The 19,360-nt window shown below is 75.7% G+C and carries 15 protein-coding genes; 14 read left to right on the top strand and 1 reads right to left on the bottom strand.

The genetic code is table 11. From position 1 onward, the window contains the following. The first annotated feature begins 437 nt into the window (after nt 1-437). From ssd to ACFVUH_RS34280, 7 genes are all read left to right on the top strand, one after another. Nucleotides 438-1,562 carry a septum site-determining protein Ssd gene (gene ssd / locus ACFVUH_RS34310; RefSeq protein ID WP_387917424.1) on the top strand — a complete coding sequence of 375 codons (1,125 nt, stop codon included), beginning with the start codon at nt 438-440 and terminating at the stop codon, nt 1,560-1,562. Continuing rightward, nucleotides 1,562-2,899 (top strand): TadA family conjugal transfer-associated ATPase, encoded by a 1,338-nt coding sequence (locus ACFVUH_RS34305; protein WP_387917422.1) that lies wholly within the window; start codon nt 1,562-1,564, stop codon nt 2,897-2,899. Before ssd ends, ACFVUH_RS34305 begins: the two co-directional genes overlap by 1 nt. A gap of 210 nt (nt 2,900-3,109) precedes the next feature. Beyond that, nucleotides 3,110-4,198: a type II secretion system F family protein gene (locus ACFVUH_RS34300; protein WP_387917420.1), complete on the top strand. Its 1,089-nt coding sequence runs from the start codon at nt 3,110-3,112 to the stop codon at nt 4,196-4,198. Continuing rightward, complete coding sequence (locus tag ACFVUH_RS34295) at nt 4,195-5,004, top strand: type II secretion system F family protein (protein WP_387917418.1); 810 nt, start codon at nt 4,195-4,197, stop codon at nt 5,002-5,004. Before ACFVUH_RS34300 ends, ACFVUH_RS34295 begins: the two co-directional genes overlap by 4 nt. A gap of 37 nt (nt 5,005-5,041) precedes the next feature. Next, nucleotides 5,042-5,305 (top strand): DUF4244 domain-containing protein, encoded by a 264-nt coding sequence (locus ACFVUH_RS34290; protein ID WP_387917416.1) that lies wholly within the window; start codon nt 5,042-5,044, stop codon nt 5,303-5,305. Beyond that, nucleotides 5,295-5,732: a TadE family type IV pilus minor pilin gene (locus ACFVUH_RS34285; protein ID WP_387917414.1), complete on the top strand. Its 438-nt coding sequence runs from the start codon at nt 5,295-5,297 to the stop codon at nt 5,730-5,732. The genes ACFVUH_RS34290 and ACFVUH_RS34285 overlap by 11 nt, the downstream gene beginning before the upstream one ends. Continuing rightward, nucleotides 5,720-6,187 carry an Rv3654c family TadE-like protein gene (locus tag ACFVUH_RS34280; RefSeq protein ID WP_387917413.1) on the top strand — a complete coding sequence of 156 codons (468 nt, stop codon included), beginning with the start codon at nt 5,720-5,722 and terminating at the stop codon, nt 6,185-6,187. Before ACFVUH_RS34285 ends, ACFVUH_RS34280 begins: the two co-directional genes overlap by 13 nt. On the opposite strand, the gene ACFVUH_RS34275 is transcribed toward ACFVUH_RS34280, so the two are convergent. Continuing rightward, the gene (locus ACFVUH_RS34275; RefSeq protein ID WP_387917411.1) at nt 6,182-8,722 is read right to left on the bottom strand and encodes a DEAD/DEAH box helicase; all 2,541 of its coding nucleotides are present in this window, start codon (nt 8,720-8,722) and stop codon (nt 6,182-6,184) included. The genes ACFVUH_RS34280 and ACFVUH_RS34275 overlap by 6 nt on opposite strands. A gap of 222 nt (nt 8,723-8,944) precedes the next feature. On the opposite strand from ACFVUH_RS34275, the gene bldG reads away from it, so the two are divergent. The 7 genes from bldG to tmk form a co-directional block, all read left to right on the top strand. Further along, nucleotides 8,945-9,286, top strand: a complete 342-nt coding sequence (gene bldG / locus ACFVUH_RS34270; protein WP_355360232.1) for an anti-sigma factor antagonist BldG — start codon at nt 8,945-8,947, stop codon at nt 9,284-9,286. 176 nt (nt 9,287-9,462) lie between these two features. Continuing rightward, nucleotides 9,463-9,882: an ATP-binding protein gene (locus ACFVUH_RS34265; RefSeq protein ID WP_355360229.1), complete on the top strand. Its 420-nt coding sequence runs from the start codon at nt 9,463-9,465 to the stop codon at nt 9,880-9,882. Nucleotides 9,883-10,029: 147 nt separating this feature from the next. Next, complete coding sequence (locus ACFVUH_RS34260; protein ID WP_387917409.1) at nt 10,030-10,734, top strand: small secreted protein; 705 nt, start codon at nt 10,030-10,032, stop codon at nt 10,732-10,734. A 193-nt stretch (nt 10,735-10,927) separates the two neighbouring features. Then, nucleotides 10,928-12,460: a methyltransferase gene (locus ACFVUH_RS34255; RefSeq protein ID WP_387917407.1), complete on the top strand. Its 1,533-nt coding sequence runs from the start codon at nt 10,928-10,930 to the stop codon at nt 12,458-12,460. 243 nt (nt 12,461-12,703) lie between these two features. After that, on the top strand, nt 12,704-13,186 hold the full coding sequence (locus ACFVUH_RS34250; RefSeq protein ID WP_355360220.1) for a DUF3592 domain-containing protein: 483 nt from the start codon (nt 12,704-12,706) through the stop codon (nt 13,184-13,186). A 339-nt stretch (nt 13,187-13,525) separates the two neighbouring features. Further along, entirely contained in the window at nt 13,526-16,396 is a 2,871-nt protein-coding gene (topA, locus tag ACFVUH_RS34245) for a type I DNA topoisomerase (protein WP_387917405.1), read from the top strand. Between the two features lie 191 nt (nt 16,397-16,587). Next, nucleotides 16,588-19,360 (top strand): dTMP kinase (tmk, locus tag ACFVUH_RS34240; RefSeq protein ID WP_387917403.1); only part of this gene is annotated, 2,773 nt, incomplete at its 3' end.

Raw genomic sequence — 19,360 nt, 5'->3', positions numbered from 1 at the left:
CCCATCGTGCGGATCTGCCGGCCGGCCCCCGTGGTGTCTACAGGGGGTGTCGGGGAACGGGGGTGGTCGCGTGTTTTCATCACTCTCCGTAGATGGCCCATAGGGCGTCGCTCGTGGTCGGCGCCGACCCCGGCAGCTTCGGGAATGCGGTCGGACCTGCCCCGGGGAGCGCGCGGTCCGCGCGGTGCTATCCGGTCTCGTCGGTATGGCGGTTCATCTCCGTGAGCCCGTTTCGTCAATTCTTTGTCCAATAGCCCCCCGTGCGGGTGAACGTTTTCGTCCACAGCCCATGAGTTGTCCACAGGGATTCGGAACCAGGCGGACGGAATCCGGATCACCGTCCACCGTGATGTCCGGCGGTGGTCGCCGGGTCCGTGCCGCGGGCCCGGCGACCGGCTGCCGGACCGACCGGACACCAGGACGACAGGGGAGCCCACATGACGAAGCCCATCACCGACCACCCCACCGCCGGCGGGCCGGAGCCCGTCGGGCCGCTCGTCCTCACCGGGGACGACGGCCTGGCCGAGCAGCTGCTGCGGATCTGCGCGGCGGCCGGCACCGAGCCGCGGCTGATCCGGGGCGCCCCGCCGCCGCGCGAGCTGTGGGAGGGCGCCTCGCTGGTCCTGGTTGGCGATGACCGGTCCGGACAGTGTGCCGGGCTGCCCCGCAGACCCGGGGTGCTGTTGCTCGGGCTGGACCTCGACGACGCGGGCGTCTGGGTCAGGGCCGTCCAACTCGGCGCGGAGCACGTGCTGTTCCTGCCCGACGCCGAGGCCTGGCTGCTCGACCGCGTCGCCGACGCCGCCGAAGGGGTCGGCGCCCCCGCGCGCACCGTCGCCGTGCTCGGCGGTCGGGGCGGCGCGGGCGCCTCCACCCTGGCCTGCGCGCTCGCCGTCACCGCCGCGCGCCGGGGCCTGCACACCGTGCTGGTCGACGGAGACCCGCTCGGCGGCGGCCTCGACATCCTGCTCGGCGGCGAGACGGCCGCCGGCCTGCGCTGGCCGGACCTCGCCGGTTCCCGGGGCCGGGTGAACGGCGCCGAGCTGGCCCGGGCGCTGCCCGCGCTCAAGCGGCTCCGGACCCTGTCCTGCCTGTCCTGGGACCGCAGCGACACCCTCGCGGTGCCGCCCGAGGCCATGCGCAGCGTGCTGGCCGCCGCCCGCCGTCGGGGCGGACTCGTGGTGGTCGACGTGCCCCGGCGGCTGGATCCGGCGGCCGGGCAGGCGCTGGAGCAGTCCGACACGGCGCTGCTGGTGGTGCCGGCCGAACTGCGCGCGGTCGCGGCCGCCGACCGGGTGGCCGCGTCCGTCCGCATGCGGCTGGGCGACGTGCGGGCGGTGGTGCGGCCGCCGGGTCCCCTCGGGATCCCCGCGCACCGGGTCGCCCGGGGACTGCGGATGCAGCTCGCCGGGGTGCTGGAGCCGGAGCCCGGGCTGGCCGTCGACCTCGAACAGGGCGTACCGCCCGGCATCCGGGAGAGCGGGCCGCTCGCCCGCTTCTGCGGGGCGTTCCTGGACGAGGTGCTGCCGCCGGTGCCGGCGGTCGAGGGGGGTGTCGCCTGATGGTGCGTCTGCGCAGGACCGACGGAGGTCCGGGTGCCGACCGCGGTGGCGGCGGGCCGGGTGAGCGGCGCGCGCTGCGGAGCGTCCCCGGCCCCGGGAGCGTCCCGGGACCCCGGGCCGAACCGAACGCCTACGGCCGGACGGCGCGGGAGGAGCGCGCCGCCGCGCTGGTCGACGCCGTCCGGCTGCGGCTGGCCGAGTCCGGGTCGCCGCCGACCGCCGGCTCGGTGGCGACCGCCCTGCGCGCCGCCAGGCCGCCGCTCGGCGGCGACGACGTCCTGGACACCGTGCGATTGCTCTGCGCCGAACTGGTGGGTGCGGGCCCGCTGGAGCGGCTGCTGGCGGCGCCCGACGTCACGGACGTCCTGGTCAACGGACCGGACGAGATCTGGTTCGACCGGGGCGGCGGGCTGCGCCGGGCCACCGGCGTGCGCTTCGCCGACCCGGAGGCGGTGCGCCGGCTCGCCCACCGCCTCGCCACGGCGGCCGGGCGGCGGCTCGACGACGCGCGGCCCTGGGTGGACGCCCGGCTGCCGGACGGCACCCGGCTGCACGCCGTCCTGCCGCCGATCGCGGCCGGCTGCACCCACATCTCGCTGCGGGTGTGCCGCCCCCGGCCGTTCGATCTCGACGAGCTGGTGACCGGCGGGGCGCTCCCGCCGCGCGGTGGCGAGCTGCTGGCCGCCGTGGTGCGGGCCCGGCTCTCGCTGCTGATCAGCGGGGGCACCGGCACGGGGAAGACCACGCTGCTCGCGGCGTTGCTCGGTCTGGTCGGTCCGGAGGAGCGGATCGTCGTCGCCGAGGACTCCGCCGAACTGCGGCCCGACCACCCGCACGTGGTGCGGCTCCAGGGGCGCCCGCCCAACCAGGAGGGGCTGGGCGAGCTCACCCTGCGGGATCTGGTCCGCCAGGCACTGCGGATGCGGCCCGACCGGCTGGTGGTCGGGGAGGTGCGCGGTGCCGAGGTGGCCGACCTGCTCGCCGCCCTCAACACCGGCCACGAAGGCGGCACCGGAACGGTCCACGCCAACACGGCGGCGGACGTGCCGGTCCGGCTGGAGGCGCTCGGCTCACTGGCCGGGCTGGACCGTCCGGCCCTGCACAGCCAACTCCGGGCCGCCCTCGACCTGGTGGTGCACCTGGTGCGGGACCAGGCGACCGGGCGTCGGCGGGTCGCCGAGATCCACACCCTGGACGGCGACCGGCGCGGGCTCGCCGTCACCACCCCGGCGGTGACGTTCACGGCGGACGGCGCCACGGTCCCGGGTCCCGGCTGGGAGCGTCTGACCGGTCTGCTCGCCGTCCGGGGAGCCGCCGTCGAGGAGGGCGCATTGTGACGGCCGGGTTGGCGGAGGCGGCGTTCGCGCTGCTGATGGGCGGCTTTGCGGCGGGAGCCCTGCTGCTCCTCGGACTGGGCGGCGGGCCGAGGGGGCGTGGGGACCGCGGTGGAGGCGGCCGGGACGGCCCGGGCGCCTGAGCGGGCGATGTCGGGCGCCGGAGTGGGCGGTTGGCGGCCTTCGGGTTCGTGGTGCGGCGGAGTGGCGTTGGTGGCGACGGCGAGAGAGGCGGTGGTCGTGGTGGCGGACGAGACGGCGCTGTGGTGGGCGCTGGTGCTGTGCGGGGCCGCGGTGGCGGCGTGGTGCGGGCTGCGGCGGCAGACGGCGGGTGTTCGTCGAGCCGGGGCGGTGCTGACGGGTGATGCCGGCACGGGTGTCGACAGCGGAGGCGGTGCCGGTGTCGGAGGCGGCGACGGCGGTGCGGCGGCTGCGGTGGTGCGGTGGTCGGGCGGGCTCGGGAGGTCCCTTCGGAGTGCTCCCGAACTGCTGCTCCCGCCCGGAGGGTTGGCGGCCGGCTGGGCGACGGGATCGCCGGTCCCGGTCCTGGTGGCCGTCGCGGCCGTCCTGCCGGTGCGGCGGTGGCGGCTGCGGCGGGCTACGGTCGCCGAGGCGCGGCACCGGGCAGCCGCCGTGGTGGAGCTCTGCGCCGGGCTGGCGGGCGAGTTGCGCGGCGGGGCGACGCCCGAGCAGTCCCTGCACCTGGTGACCACGCGGACCGCCGCCGATCCCGTGGCGCTGAGCAGGCTCGGTGCCGAACCGGTCGCCAGGCTCGCGGCCGGCCGGTACGGCGCGGACGTGCCCGCCGCCTTCCGGCTGCTCGCGGAACTGCCGGGCGGGAGCGGGGCGGCGGCGGTCGCCGCGTGCTGGGAGGTCGCCTCCGCCGGCGGATCGGGCCTGGCGGCCGGGTTGGACGGGGTGGCCGAGGCCCTGCGGGTCGAGCGGGCGCTCACGGAGGAGATCACCGCCGAGCTGGCGGCGCCGCGCACCACGATCGCGGTACTGGCGGCCCTGCCGCTCGCCGGTTTGCTGCTGGGCGCGGCTCTCGGGGCCGGACCGCTGGAGGTGCTGTTCCACACGCCCGCCGGGCTGGCCTCCCTGGCGGCGGGCACGGCCCTGGAGGTAGTGGGCCTGGCGTGGACCGCCCGCATCGTTCGGGCGGCCGCCGAGGGCGCCCTTGGCTCCGCCCCGGTGCAAGAGGCCGAGCCGACGGCGGGGGAGTGGCGGTGCGGGATCACCCGGACCCGGGCCAGGCCGGGTCGGCCGAGCGGGGCGTTCCGCCGGGAGGTGGGGTGCGGATGACCTGGCTGACGGATCCGGCCGGCGCGGGAGTGCTGCTGGTCGGTGCGGTCGGTGCGGTCGGTGCGGTCGGTGCGGCCCGGCCCGGCAGACGGGCACGCCGACGGGCCGAGGCCCTTCTCGGCACCGCGGATCCGCTCCGGCTGAGGCGGCCCGGGCGATGGGCGGCGGCGCGGGGGAGCCCGGTCGTTCCGGGAAAGGTGCGCCGGGCCGCGACGGCACTGGCGGCCGGGCTCGGGGCGGCGGTGTTCCTCGGCGGACCGGGAGGCCTGGTGGCCGGCGGACTGCTGGCGGTCGCGCTGCACCGCTGGATGCCTCGGGCACGGTCCCCGGCGCAGCGGCAGGCCGTGCTGGAGGAGGCGCGGCTGGTGCGACAGCTGCCGCTCACCGCCGAGTTGTTGGCGGCCTGTCTCGGGTCGGCGGCCTCGCCCGCAGCGGCGGTGGCGGCGGTCGGCGCGAGCGTGGACGCGCCCATGGGGCCGCGGCTGCTGTCGACGGCGGCGGAACTCGCCCTGGGGTCGCCGCCGGAGGTCTGCTGGCGCCGGCTCGGGGAGGAGCACCCGCCGCTGGCACCGCTGGCCCGGTGCCTGGTCCGGACGAGCCTGAGCGGTGCCCCCGCGGCGGCGGCGCTCTGCGGGCTCGCGAGCGGCCGGCGGGCGGAGGCCGTCCGGGCGGCGCACGCCCGCGTCCGCCGGGCCGGGGTGCTGGCGACGGCGCCGCTCGGGCTGTGCTTTCTCCCGGCCTTCGTCCTGGTCGGGGTGGCCCCGGTGGTCGTGGGGCTCACCGGCCGTTTCTCGCACGCGATGTGACGCAACACCGAATCCGTTCGATGCAAGGAGGAACACCATGAACGTGGCGATCAAGACCGTGGCCGTGGCCGTCGTCGCTCCCGTCACCGCTCCCGGCGGGCCGGCCCACCGGATCGCGCGCGCGATCCGGCACCGGATCCGGGCCCGGAGCGACTCGGACGCGGGGATGACGACCGCGGAGTACGCGGTCGGCACGCTCGGGGCGTGCGCCCTGGCGGCCGGGCTGTACAAGGTGGCGACCAGTACGGCTGTGCTGGAGGCGCTGGCCGGCGTCCTGGACCGGGCGCTCCATGCGGCCTGACCGGACGCCGCGGCGCCCGCGCCGGCAGCGGCGACCGCGACGCCGACGGCGCGGCGACGGTGGATTCGTCACCGCCGAGACCGCCGTCGCGCTGCCGGCGCTGGTGCTGCTGGGCGTGCTGCTGGTCTGGGCCGTGCTCGCCGCGGCCGCCCAGCTCCGCTGCATCGACGCGGCGCGGGTGGGTGCCAGGGCGGCCGCGCGCGGGGAGGCCGATGCCGCCGGGGCCGCGCGGGCGGCCGCGCCGGCGGGAGCGGCCGTCCTGGTCGATCTGGCGCCGGACACCGTGCGGGTCACCGTGGACGCGCCGTACGGCGCGCCGGGGCGGTTCGCGGAGGTGCTCGCGGTGCGGCTGAGCGCCACCGCCGTCGCGGCCCGGGAGGACACCCTGCGGGGAGCGGAGGGAGGTGCGGGTCCGTGGGCGGGCTGAGCGTCCCGGCGCGCCTCGGGGAGCGCCGGTCCGACGCGGGATCGGCGACGGTCTGGCTGCTGGCCTGCGCGCTGCTCGGCTGTCTGGCGTGCGGCGCCGGGCTCTCGGTGGGCGCGGTGCTCGGCGCCCGCCACCGGGCGGAGTCCGCCGCCGACCTCGCGGCACTCGCGGCGGCCGACGGGCTGCTGCTGGACGCGGACGGAGGCTGCGGCCGGGCCGGCGCCGTGGCGGCCGCGCAGGCGGCCGTCGTGGTCTCCTGCGCGGTGGACCGGGCGGCGGACGCCGTCGAGGTGGTGGCGCAGGTGCCCGTCGCCGGGCTGCCGTCACGCCTGCCGGTCGGTCCGGCCCGGGGACGGTCCCGGGCCGGACCGATCAGGGCGCCGGTGGCGCCGACGGACGAGGACGCGCGGGCCGCGCTGGGTGAGTCCGGGTCGGTCGGGGGCGGTGGCTCATGAAGCTTCGGGAGGGCCGTCGCCCTCGCCGGTGGGCCCGTCCGGTCCCGGCTCCTTCCCGGGCTTCCCCTCCGGCGTCCCAGCCCGCTCCGCGGCCCGGGCGGCCTCCTCGGCGCCGTCGGCCGCCTGCGTCGGCGAGGGTCGTCCGGGGTGCCCGGACGGCCTGTCCCTGTCGGCTCCTCGGTCCCGTCCGGCTTCTCCGCCCCGGCCGGGCTCGGCGGCGGCCTCGGGAGCGCCGGCGAGCAGCACGTCCAGCAGCCGGACGGCGGCCGCCTTGTCCAGTGGATCGTTGCCGTTGCCGCACTTGGGTGACTGCACGCAGGACGGGCAGCCGCGCTCGCACTCGCAGGCGGCGATCGCCTCCCGGGTGGCGGTCAGCCACTGCGTGGCCCGCCGGAAGCCGCGCTCGGCGAAGCCCGCCCCGCCGGGGTGGCCGTCGTAAACGAACACGGTGGGCAGCCCGGTGTCGGGGTGCAGCGGCACCGAGACGCCGCCGATGTCCCAGCGGTCGCAGGTGGCGAAGAGCGGGAGCAGGCCGATCGAGGCGTGCTCGGCGGCGTGGGCGGCACCGGGCAGCTGGTCGGGCGGGATGTCCGCGTCGAGCAGCTGGTCCTCGGTGACCGACCACCACACGGCCCGGGTGCGCAGGGTCCGGGGCGGCAGGTCGAGCTTGCTCTCGCCCATGATCTCGCCGGTGGAGATCCGCTTGCGGAGGTAGCCGACCACCTGGTTGACCACCTCCACCGAACCGAAACTGAGCCGGCCCTCGCCCCAGTCAACGGTGGTGTCGGTGGAGAGCACGGAGATGGAGGTGATGTCCCGAGCGGAGGTCGTGTAGGGCGGGTCGGCGGGCTCGACCAGGGCGACCGAGTTCTCCAGGTCGAAGTCCCGGACCAGGTAGCTGCGGCCCTGGTGGAGGTGGACGGCCCCGGTGTGCACGGTGGTGTGGGCGGCGGAGGCGTCCACGGTGCCGAGCAGTCGGCCGGTCGGGGCCTCGACGATCTGCACCGGACTGCCCCCGCTGCCCCGCAGGTCGACGGCGTCGGCGGCCCGCTCGCGGCGGGTCCAGTACCAGGCGTCGCCGCGCCGGCGGAGCAGCCCTCGCCGCTCCAGCACCGGCAGCAGCGGCGCGGCCGAGGGACCGAACAGCTCCAGGTCCGGATCGGTGAGCGGCAGCTCGGCGGCGGCCGCGCACAGGTGCGGGGCGAGGACGTGCGGGTTGTCCGGGTCGAGCACGGTGGCCTCGACCGGGGTGGCGAACAACGCCTCCGGGTGGTGCACCAGATAGGTGTCCAGCGGATCGTCCCGGGCGATCAGGACGGCGAGTGCGCCCTGGGCCTCGCGTCCGGCCCGGCCGGCCTGCTGCCACAGCGAGGCCCGGGTGCCCGGGTAGCCGGCCATCAGGACGGCGTCCAGACCGGAGACGTCGACCCCGAGTTCGAGGGCGGAGGTGGAGGCGAGGCCGAGCAGTCGGCCGGAGTGCAGCTCGCGTTCCAGGGCCCGGCGCTCGTCGGCGAGGTAGCCGCCGCGGTAGGCGGCGACCCGGTCGGCGAGCGGGTGGCCGAGCTGGTCCTGGGTCTGCAGGGCGACGAGCTCGGCGGCCCGCCGGGAGCGGACGAAGACGACGGTGCGGGTCTCCCGCTCGACCAGGTCGGTCAGCAGGTGGGCGGCCTCGGCGGTGGCGGTGCGGCGGACCGGCGCGCCGTTCTCGCCGACGTTCTCGGTGAGCGGGGGCTCCCAGAGCCCGAAGACCATCGGGCCGCGCGGTGAGGCGTCCTCGGTGACCGCCTCGGCGGGCAGACCGGTGAGGCGGCGGGCGGTGACGGCCGGGTCGGCGGTGGTGGCCGAGGCGAGCAGGAAGACGGGCGAGGAGCCGTAGCGGGCGCAGATCCGCCGCAGCCGGCGCAGCACCTGGGCCACGTGCGAGCCGAAGACGCCGCGGTATCCGTGGCACTCGTCGACGACGACGTAGCGCAGGGTCTTGAGGAAGGAGGACCAGCGGGCGTGCGCGGGCAGGATGCCGCGGTGAAGCATGTCCGGATTGGTGAGGACGTAGGAGGCGTACTGGCGGACCCACTCGCGCTCCTCGGGCGGGGTGTCGCCGTCGTAGAGGGCGGCCCGGACGCGGGGCGGGGCGAGTTCCGCGGCCCGGCGGCGCTGGTCGGCGGCGAGCGCCTTGGTCGGGGCGAGGTAGAGCGCGGTGGCTCCCCGGCCGTTGCGCGCCTCGGTGCCGTCCAGCAGGTCGGAGAGCACCGGGCCGAGGTAGCCGAGCGACTTGCCCGAGGCGGTCCCTGTGGCGATCACCACAGATTGACCGGATTTGGCCAGATTCATCGCCTCCGCCTGGTGCGCCCAGGGCTGCCGGACACCCATGGCCTGGGCGGACGCGGTGATCTCGGGCCGGATCCAGTCGGGCCACGGCGCATACCGGGCGCGCCGGGCGGGAAGGTGCTCCGTATGGGTGAGCCGGTCCGACCGCCCTCGGGTGGTGGACAGGGTCGTGAGCAGTGCCTCGGGCAGGCTGTGACGCGGCGGCATGAGGACCCAGTGTGTCACCGGCGTGACGGAGAATCGTCCTAAGCCATCGTGCGGGCATGGTCGCAGGTGGTTGAATGTGGCCGTGACGGCCGTACGGCCGGGGGTCGCAGCGCTGAGGCTTGCCACGCACTGGCTGGGCGTGCCCGGAGCTCGCGACCATGCGGTGACGGCCGTCCGGCCGAGGATCGCAATGACGTAGCAAGGCAAGGTGCTGGAGGTTCCGTGGACCTGTCCCTGTCGACCCGTACAGTCGGCGACCGCACGGTCGTCGAGGTTGGCGGCGAGATCGATGTGTACACCGCCCCCAAGCTGCGCGAGCAGCTGGTCGAGCTCGTCAACGACGGCAGCTACCACCTCGTCGTCGACATGGAGGGCGTGGACTTCCTGGACTCCACGGGCCTCGGCGTGCTGGTGGGCGGTCTGAAGCGGGTGCGTGCCCACGAGGGCTCGCTGCGCCTGGTGTGCAACCAGGAGCGCATTCTGAAGATCTTCCGGATCACCGGTCTGACCAAGGTCTTCCCGATCCACAGCTCGGTGGACGACGCGGTCCAGGCGACCGACTGATCCGCAGGACCGACTGACCGGCCGGGCCGGCCCTCAGCGGCCGGTCCGCCCGATTCCCATGCGTCCGGGAGCCGGGGCCGCGCGCCCCGGCCCGTCCGGTCGCCCCAGGGCCGGTCGACACCGGCCCGCAGGGGCCGTGAGACCGGCCCCGGTCGGAGCACCCCGAGGGGGAAGAGATGGCAACCGTCGAACTTCGATTCAGCGCGCTTCCCGAACACGTGCGGACGGCCCGGCTGGTCGCCGCGGCGGTCGCCAGGCGAGCCGGGGTCGACGAGTCGGTGCTCGACGAGGTGCGGCTCGCCGTGGGCGAGGCGTGCTCCCGCGCGGTCGGCCTGCACCGGCGCGGGGACGTCAAGGGCGCGGTGCGCGTCGCACTGATCGACCAGAAGAAGCGTTTCCTCATCGAGGTCGAGGACGAGGCCGGTCTCGACACCGTCCCGACCGCCGGTGCGGCGGACGGCGCCGAGCCGGACGAGGACGCCCTCGGTCTCGCGGTGCTCACCGGCCTGGTCGAGGACCTGGAGGTCACCGCCGGTGCCGACGGCGGACTGATCCGGATGAGCTGGCCGGCCTCGGCGGACACCCTCGCGCTCTGAGCGGCGCGCGGGGACCGGCGGGCGGCGCGCGGCGAGCGGGAGGCTACGCGCACGCACAGCGGGGGGTGGCCCGGGCGGGAACCGGGAGTCGAACGGCGGCCGTGTAGGTTCGCAGTTCGACGACCGAAACCGAAAGGGCTTCTCCCGGTGAACAAGCGACTGCTGGCCGTACCCGCGCTCGGGGCGCTGCTGGCGTTCGGCGCCGTCGGCTGCGGCGACGACAACAGCAAGCAGCTGGAGTCCTGGTCGGCGAACGTGTGCGGCGCCGCCAAGGACCCGATCGCCCAGGCACAGACCGCGCTGGCGGACACCGCGCAGGTGAAGACCGGCGAGGTCCCGGCCGACCTCCAGAAGCGCCTCTCGGCGGACCTCGGCCAGCTGGCCAAGACCAACCAGGACATCGCCGCGGCCATCGACAAGGCCGGTGCCCCCAAGGTGGACGACGGCGCGACCCTGCAGACGGACACCGTCGCCGAGCTCAACAAGGCGGCCGACGGCTACGTCGAGATCCAGAAGAAGCTGGACGCGCTCTCCGTCGACGACCAGTCGAAGTTCGCCGACGGGCTGCGCAGCGTGGCCGACCAGATCCAGCAGCTGTCCGCGCTCTCCACGCAGGCGCAGGGCAAGCTGCAGCGCGGCGATCTCGGCGCGGCGATGGCCAAGCAGGAGGGGTGCAAGCCGGGTACGGCGGCCGCCGCTCCGACGGGTGGCTCGACGGGCAGCCCGTCCGCCACGCCGACGGACGCGGCCACCGGCGCGCCGTCGGCGGGCGCCACGGACGGGGCGAGCCCGGCGGGCGACCCCGCCGCACCCGCGCCCTCCACCCCGGCCGCCGCCCCCTCGGCGAGCTGACCGAACACACCCGCACCCCCTCGGCCCCGGCCGCCGAGGGGGTAGTCGGCGTTGGCGAGGACAGCCCTCGGAGGGGTGCCTCGGTGAGCACGCCCGCGAGTGCCTCGGCCAGTACCTCGGCCAGCGCCTCCACGAGCGCCTCGGCGACGGCGGGAAGGACGGGTGCGGGGGCCGCGCGGGGGACAATGGCGGGGTGATCAGTAGCCCCGCTCTCGACCCGACCCGCCTCGCCAAGCTTCGTGAGGCGCTGCTCGCCGCCTCGTACACCGCCGACGGCTGCCTGGACCTGCTCGGGCCCACCGGGTACGCGGCGCTGGCCCGCAGCGAGGCGGTGCCCGCGCTGCGCGCGACCCGCGGCGGCAGCCCGCTGGAGACGCTGGTGCGGCTCTTCCTGCTGCAGCAGCCCGTGCCGTACAAGGCGGCCGCCGCCGCGCTCCCGGTGGAGGACTGCCTGGCCGACGGCTGGCTGCGCCAGGACGGCGAGCTCGTGCGCGCCACCGTGGACGTCCGCCCGTACGCCAACGAGGTCGCCGGGCTGCCGGGTTCGGACGCCTGGGTGGTCTCCGACCTCGGCTGCGCGGTCGGCGGCGCGGGCGGGATCGGCTCCGGTGAGACCGCGCACGGCGTGGCCCGCCAGGACCTGGTGCTCGGGGTGGGCGGCGCGTCCACCACGCTGGGCAACATCACCGTGCGCCGGCCGGTCCGCTCGGCGCTGGACCTCGGTTCCGGCTCCGGCGTGCAGGCGCTGCACGCCGCCCGGCACGCCCAGCGGGTGACCGCGACCGACCTCAACGCGCGGGCGCTGCGCTTCACCGAGCTGACCCTGGCGCTGTCCGGCTTCGACAACACGGAGACCGCCGCCGGCAGCCTCTTCGAGCCGGTGGGGGAGCGGCGGTTCGACCTGATCGTCTCCAACCCGCCGTTCGTGATCTCCCCGGCCGGCCGGTTCACCTACCGCGACGGCGGGATGGCCGGCGACGACCTCTGCCGCAGCCTGGTCCGCTCGGCCGCCGAGCACCTGGAACCGGGCGGCTACTGCCAGCTGCTGGCCAACTGGCAGCACGTCAAGGGCGAGGACTGGCACGACCGGCTGGCCGGCTGGGTGGCCGGCACCGGCCTGGACGCCTGGATCGTCCAGCGCGAGGTGCAGGACGTGGCCCAGTACGCGGAGCTCTGGCTGCGCGACGGCGGCGACCACCGCGGGCCGGGCGGCGACTACCGGGCCCGGTACGGGGAGTGGCTGGACGCCTTCGAGGCCGGCCGGGTCGAGGGCATCGGCTTCGGCTGGATCACCCTGCGGGCGAGCGGCGCCGAGCGGCCGACCGTCCGGGTGGAGGAGTGGCCGCACCCGGTGGAGCAGCCGCTCGGCCCGCACATCGAGGAGTGGTTCGACCGGCAGGACTTCCTGCGCACGCACGACGACGCCGGCCTGCTGGCGGCGCGGTACGTGCTGGCCGACGAGGTGGTCCAGGAGCAGGTGGGCGCGCCGGGGGCGGAGGACCCGGAGCACGTGATCCTGCGTCACAACCGCGGCATGCGCCGGGCCACCAAGGTGGACACGGTGGGCGCCGGCTTCGTCGGGGTCTGCGACGGGACGCTGTCGGCGGGCGAGATCGTCGACGCCATCGCCCAGCTGCTGGGTGAGGACCGGGTGGTGCTGCGGGACCGGGTGCCGGAGTCGCTGCGGCTGCTCACCGAGCAGGGGTTCATCCGGCCGGTGGCCTGAGCGCCGGTGGCCTGAAGCAGGCGGTCCGAGCACCGGAGGTTCGAGCACCGACGGCTCGAGCACTGACGGCTCGAGCACTGACGGCTCGAGCACTGACGGCTCGAGCACTGGCGGCCCGGGCGTCGCCGGTTCACTTCTCGGATTCCCCTGGTTCGTCGGCCGTTCACCGAACCTCTGCCCCTCGTTGGCCCCGGACTGTGAGGCTCTGTCCACAGGCTGTGGACAGAGCTGGGGGCGGCTGAGGTGGAAACGACGACGGCGGCCGTGGGGGGCACGGTGTTCGTCCTCTTCGGTGGCGCGCTGCTGTTCTGGTGCGCCGCCGAAGTGCACTTGCGCCACCGAGTGCGCCGCCGGGGCCGGCCGACCGTCGCGACCGTGGTCGCCGAGGCCGACGCGCACGGCGCGCTCGACAGCGCACCCCTGCTCTCCTTCGCCACCGAGCCGGCGGCCGTCGGAGCACGCGGGGGAGGAACACCGGGTGTCCTGGCCGTCGAGGCGTGCGAGCTGGTGCTGACCCGTCCGCGCGGTCACACTCCGCTGCGCCGCCCACCCCGGCTGGTCCCGGGCGCCTCCGTCCGGATCGCCTACGATCCCCGCCGCCCCGCCCGCGCGGTGCTCGCGCCGGCGGAGACCGGCCCGCGGACCGTCCTCGCCGACCTGCTGTGGACGGCGCTCGGCCTCGGCTGCCTGGCGGCGGGGGCGCTCCTGCTGCTCAGCGCCGGGTAGCCCGCCCGCGCCGGGGGTCCCGTGGGCCCCCGGCGGTCGCCCCGATATTCCGTTGACAGATTTCGAAATCCGTCATTCCATCCTTCGAAACCCGCCGAAGCCCCCCTCCGCAGGGCGCGACGCGTCGCCCTCGGGTTACCGTTCGAGTGGCGTCGGTCGGCCTTGCCGGTGAAATTGCGGGATCCGTCCGTTTGACAAGGGTGGCCGGGGTACGGTCACACTCCGCTGGTGGGGTCGTCGTACAGCGGCAGCCCCGGGACGGTGGAGGGGTCGGGCGGAGCGCAGCCCGTGCTGCCAGCGCCGACCAGCTCACGTAACGACCGGGAGAGAAGAGCGAAGGTGTCCCCGAGCAGCGAGACCGCGCACGGACAGCGACTCGTCATTGTCGAGTCGCCGGCCAAGGCGAAGACGATCAAGGGCTACCTGGGCCCCGGCTACATCGTCGAGGCGAGCGTCGGGCACATTCGCGACCTCCCGAGCACGGCCGCCGAGGTCCCGGACAAGTACACCGGCGAGGTGCGCCGTCTCGGTGTGGACGTGGACCACGACTTCGCTCCGATCTACGTGGTCAACGCGGACAAGAAGTCCCAGGTCAGCAAGTTGAAGTCGCTGCTCGCGGAGTCCGACGAGCTCTTCCTCGCCACCGATGAGGACCGCGAGGGCGAGGCCATCGCGTGGCACCTCCAGCAGGTGCTCAAGCCCAAGGTGCCGGTGCACCGCATGGTGTTCCACGAGATCACCAAGTCGGCCATCCAGGAGGCGGTGGCCAACCCGCGCCAGCTGAACCAGCGTCTGGTCGACGCCCAGGAGACCCGCCGCATCCTCGACCGCCTGTACGGCTTCGAGGTCTCGCCGGTGCTCTGGAAGAAGGTCATGCCGAAGCTGTCGGCCGGCCGCGTGCAGTCGGTCGCGACCCGGCTGGTGGTCGAGCGCGAGCGCGAGCGGATGGCGTTCCACTCGGCCTCGTACTGGGACCTGGTCGGCACCTTCGGCACCGGCCGCACCGCGGCCGACGCGGCCAACCCGGAGAGCTTCGGCGCCCGGCTGATCGCCGTCGACGGCAAGCGGATCGCCAGCGGCCGCGACTTCGGCCAGGACGGCCGGCTCAAGGCGGGCAGCGCCAACACCCTGCACCTGGACGAGCAGGCCGCCCGTGCGCTGGCCGCCGCCCTGGAGCAGACCGCGTTCTCGGTGCGCGGCGTCGAGTCCAAGCCCTACCGCCGCTCGCCGTACGCGCCGTTCCGCACCACCACGCTGCAGCAGGAGGCCAGCCGCAAGCTGGGCTTCGGCGCCAAGCGGACCATGCAGGTGGCCCAGAAGCTGTACGAGAACGGCTTCATCACCTATATGCGCACCGACTCCACCACGCTGTCGGACACCGCCGTCTCGGCGGCCCGCGCCCAGGTCACCCAGCTGTACGGCGCCGACTACCTGCCGGACGCGCCGCGCACCTACGCCTCCAAGGTGAAGAACGCGCAGGAGGCGCACGAGGCGGTCCGCCCGTCCGGCGACCGCTTCCGCACCCCCGCCGAGACCGGTCTGAGCGGCGACGACTTCCGGCTCTACGAGCTGATCTGGATGCGCACCGTCGCCTCCCAGATGAAGGACGCGGTCGGCCAGTCGGTCACCGTCAAGGTCGCCGGCCGGTCCGCCGACGGCCGGGACGTCGAGTTCTCCGCCTCCGGCAAGATCATCACCTTCCACGGCTTCCTCAAGGCCTATGTCGAGGGCGCCGACGACCCGAACGCCGAGCTGGACGACCGTGAGCGCCGGCTGCCGCAGGTCGCCCAGGGCGACCCGCTGGCCGCCGAGCAGCTCACCCCGGAGGGCCACGCCACCAAGCCGCCGGCCCGCTACACCGAGGCCTCGCTGGTCAAGGAGCTGGAGGACCGGGAGATCGGCCGCCCCTCCACCTACGCCTCGATCATCGACACCATCATCGGCCGCCGGTACGTCTTCAAGAAGGGGACGGCGCTGGTGCCGTCGTTCCTCTCCTTCGCCGTGGTCAACCTGCTGGAGAAGCACTTCGGCCGGCTGGTCGACTACGACTTCACCGCGAAGATGGAGGACGACCTCGACCGGATCGCGGCCGGTGAGGCGCAGTCCGTGCCGTGGCTCAAGCGCTTCTACTTCGGCGAGGGCGGCGAGGGCGCTGCCGCCGGCGGCGCCGCCGAGGCCGGCAACGGCGACGGCGACCACCTGGGCGGCCTGAAGGAACTGGTCACCGACCTCGGCGCGATCGACGCCCGGGAGATCAGCTCGTTCCGGGTCAGCGACGACATCACCCTGCGGGTCGGCCGCTACGGCCCGTACGTGGAGCGCGCCTCCGAGGTCGAGGGCGAGCCCGGCCAGCGCGCCGACATCCCGGACGAGCTGCCGCCGGACGAGCTGACCGTTGAGCTGGCCGAGGAGCTGCTGGCCAGCCCCAGCGGCGACTACGAGCTCGGCCCGGACCCGGTCAGCGGCAACCAGCTGGTCGCCAAGAAGGGCCGGTTCGGCCCGTACGTCACCGAGATCCTGCCCGAGGGCACGCCCAAGACCGGCAAGAACGCCGTCAAGCCGCGCACCGCCTCGCTGTTCAAGACGATGTCGCTGGACACCGTCACGCTGGAGGACGCGCTCAAGCTGCTCTCGCTGCCGCGCGTGGTCGGCGTCGACCAGGAGGGCGTGGAGATCACCGCGCAGAACGGCCGCTACGGCCCGTACCTGAAGCGCGGCACCGACTCCCGTTCGCTCGCCGACGAGGACCAGCTGTTCACGGTCACGCTGGAGGAGGCGCTGGCGATCTACGCCCAGCCCAAGCAGCGCGGCCGGGCCGCCGCCGCGCCGCCGCTCAAGGAGCTGGGCACCGACCCGGTCAGCGAGCGCCCGGTGGTGGTCAAGGACGGCCGGTTCGGTCCGTACGTGACCGACGGCGAGACCAACGCCACGCTCCGCAAGGACGACGCGGTCGAGACCATCACCCCCGAGCGCGGTTACGAGCTGCTCGCCGAGAAGCGGGCGCGCGGGCCGGTGAAGAAGACGGCGAAGAAGGCCCCGGCGAAGAAGGCGGCGGCCAAGAAGACCGCGACCAAGACCGCTGCCAAGAAGACCACGGCGGCGGCCAAGACCGCGGCGAAGAAGACCACCACCGCGAAGAAGACCGCCACCAAGGCGACGGCGGCCAAGAAGACCGCCGCGAGCAAGACCACCGCCACCGACGAGGGCTGACCCCCGTTCGGTCGCACCCGGGCCCGCGTCCGCCCCGGCGGCGCGGGCCCGAACCGTTCGCCGATCCGCTCCGGCGGGCCCGGGACCGGGCGTGACAGGGTCGTGCGCGGATCGTCACAACCCGGTGGCGACGGTCGTCCGGAGCCACGCTCCCCTCTTTTGCGGCATGCCCCGACCGCTACGCTGACCGTATGACGAGCGAGGAGCAGCCCACCCCCAGCGCCGCGGCGGCGGCCGGCACCGGCACGCCCGACCGGCCGGAGACCGCGCCCGCCGGGACCGCCGGCGAGCGGATCCGGGCGCTGCTGCGACTGCGCCCCTACCGGCGGCTGTGGACCACCCAGCTGATCGGCGGCACCGCCGACCGGCTCGGCCTGCTGGTGCTGCTCGTGCTCACCGTGGTCGCCGCCGTGCTCGGCGGGTCGTTCGGCGACCCGCCGCGCGCCCTCGCGTTCGCGGTCGCCGCCGTCCTCGCCACCCGGCTGGCCGCCACCGGACTGGTCGGCGCCGCGCTGCTCGGCCCCGTGCACGGGCTGCTCAGCGGGAAGCTCGACCGGGGCTGGACGCTGTTCGGCGCCGACGTGCTGCGCGCCGTGCTGATCGGCGTCGCGCCCTGGTGGATCGTCTGGCTGGGCTCCGGCCCGAAGCCCTCCGGCGCCGCGACCTGGGTGCTGCTCGCCACCGTCTTCCTGACCGGCGCCGCCGAGCGGGTCTGGGCGATCGCCAAGGCCGCCGCCGTCCCCGCGCTGCTGCCGCCCGCCGACGCCTACGCCCCGGCGGCCGAGCGGCGCCCGTCCGCCGCCAACCTGGCCACCGTCCGGACCCTGGACCACCGCACCGGCTGGGCCACCGTGCCGCTCGGCGCCGCCGCGCTGATCGCGCTCACCCTGCTCAACAACATCGGCGCGGCGCTCGGCTCGGACTGGCTGCGCGCCCACCAGACCACCTTCGCCGCCCTCGGCGCGGCCGCCCTGTTCGCCGTCTCGGCCGTCCGGGTCCACCTCCAGGAGCTGCCCGGCGGCCCCGTCCGGGTGCCGCCGGGCTCGCCGCTGCGGGGCCTGCGGGCGCCCGTCGACGCGACCCCCGGCCCGGCCCTGGCGAAGGGCCGCACCAACTCCGCCCCGTACTTCACCTTCGCGGTCTGCGCCGGGTACGCCACGATGGCCGGCGTCGCCGCGCTGGCCCTGCTGACCGCCGTCGAGCACCGCGCCGGGCCGATCGGCTACGGCCTGCTGGTGCTGGCCGCCGCCGGCGTCCCCGCGATCGGCGTCCGGATCACCCGGGCCGTCCTGCCCTCGCTCTCCCGCCGCCGGCTGCTCGCGCTCGCCCTGCTCACCGAGGGCGTCGCGCTGATCCTGGCCGGCCTGGTGGTGGACTTCGTGCTGGTCCTGCTGCTCACCGTGCTGGCCGCGCTGGCCGCCGGAGTGGCGATCTCCACCGGCCGCGCGCTGCTCGCCCAGGAGGTCGAGGAGGTCCGGCTGCCGCAGGTCACCGAGCACCTGTACGCGGTGCTGCGGGTCGTGGTCGGCGGCGCGCTGGTCGGCGTCCCGCTGATCGCCGCCGCCTACGGGGACGTCGAGTACGGCACCGTCGAGCCCGGCTCGTTCACCTTCATCCACGGCGGCGCGGCCCTCGCGGTCGCCACCGCCGGACTGCTCACCCTGGTGCTGGCCGCGGTGGTGCTGCTGCGCACCGACGACCGGCGCGGCACCGTGCCGTTCGGCCGGGACCTGGTCGACGCGGTGCGCGGCGCCACCGGACCGGCCCCGCACCGGGCGGGCACCGGCTTCTTCATCGCCCTGGAGGGCGGCGACGGCGCCGGCAAGTCCACCCAGGCCCAGGCGCTCGCCGAGTGGATCCGCGGCAAGGGCCACGAGGTCGTGCTGACCCGCGAGCCCGGCGGCAGCCCGGTCGGCCAGCGGCTGCGCGGCCTGGTCCTGGACGTCGGCAACACCGGCCTCTCGCACCGCGCCGAGGCCCTGATCTACGCGGCCGACCGCGCCGAGCACGTCGAGAACGTGATCCGCCCGGCGCTGGCCCGCGGCGCGGTGGTCATCACCGACCGGTACATGGACTCGTCCATCGCCTACCAGGGCGCCGGCCGCGACCTGGCCGCCACCGAGGTCGCCCGGATCTCGCGCTGGGCGACCGGCGGGCTGCTGCCCGACCTGACCGTCGTCCTGGACGTCGACCCGACCCGGGCCCGGGAGCGCTTCACCGAGGCGCTGGACCGGCTGGAGTCCGAGCCGACCGAGTTCCACCAGCGGGTCCGTTCCGGCTTCCTCGCGCTCGCCGCCGCCGACCCGGCGCGCTACCTCGTCGTCGACGGCAGCCAGGCCCCCGGCGTCGTCACCACCGCGGTCCGCCACCGGCTGGACCGCGAGCTGCCGCTCTCCGAGCAGGAGAAGGCCGCCCGCGCCGAGCAGGAGCGGAAGGCCGCCGAGGAGGCGCGGCGCCGGGCCGAGGAGGAGGCCCGCAAACGCGCCGAGGAGGAAGCGGCCGAGCGCAAGCGCCAGGAGGTGCTGGCGCAGCTGCGGGCCGAGCAGGCGGAGAAGGAGCGGCTGGCCAAGGAGGAGGCCGAGCGGGCCGCCGCCGAGGCCGCGCGCAAGGCGGCCGAGGAGGCCCGGAAGAAGGCCGAGGAGGAGGCCCGTCGCCGGGCCGAGGAGGAAGCGAAGCGGCGCGCCGAGGAAGAGGCGCGCCGGGCGGCCGAGGAGGCCGAGCGCAAGCGGCTCGCCGAGGAGGCGGCCGCCCGGGCGGAGCTCCAGCGGCAGCGCGAGCTGGCGCGCGAGGAGCAGCGGCGCCGGGCGGAGGAGGCGCTGCAGCGGGCCGAGGAGGCCCGGCTGGCGCAGGCCGCCGCGCTGGCGGCTGCCGCAGCGGCAGCCGCCGAGGCGGCGGAGCGCGCGGGTGCTGCGGGTGCCGGTGCTGGGGGTGCCGGCGCCGAGGGTGTGCCGGACGACGCGGCGA

The sequence above is a fragment of the Kitasatospora sp. NPDC058032 genome (assembly GCF_042885845.1).
GTDB lineage: Bacteria > Actinomycetota > Actinomycetes > Streptomycetales > Streptomycetaceae > Kitasatospora.
This window is presented reverse-complemented; position numbering and strand designations above follow the sequence as displayed.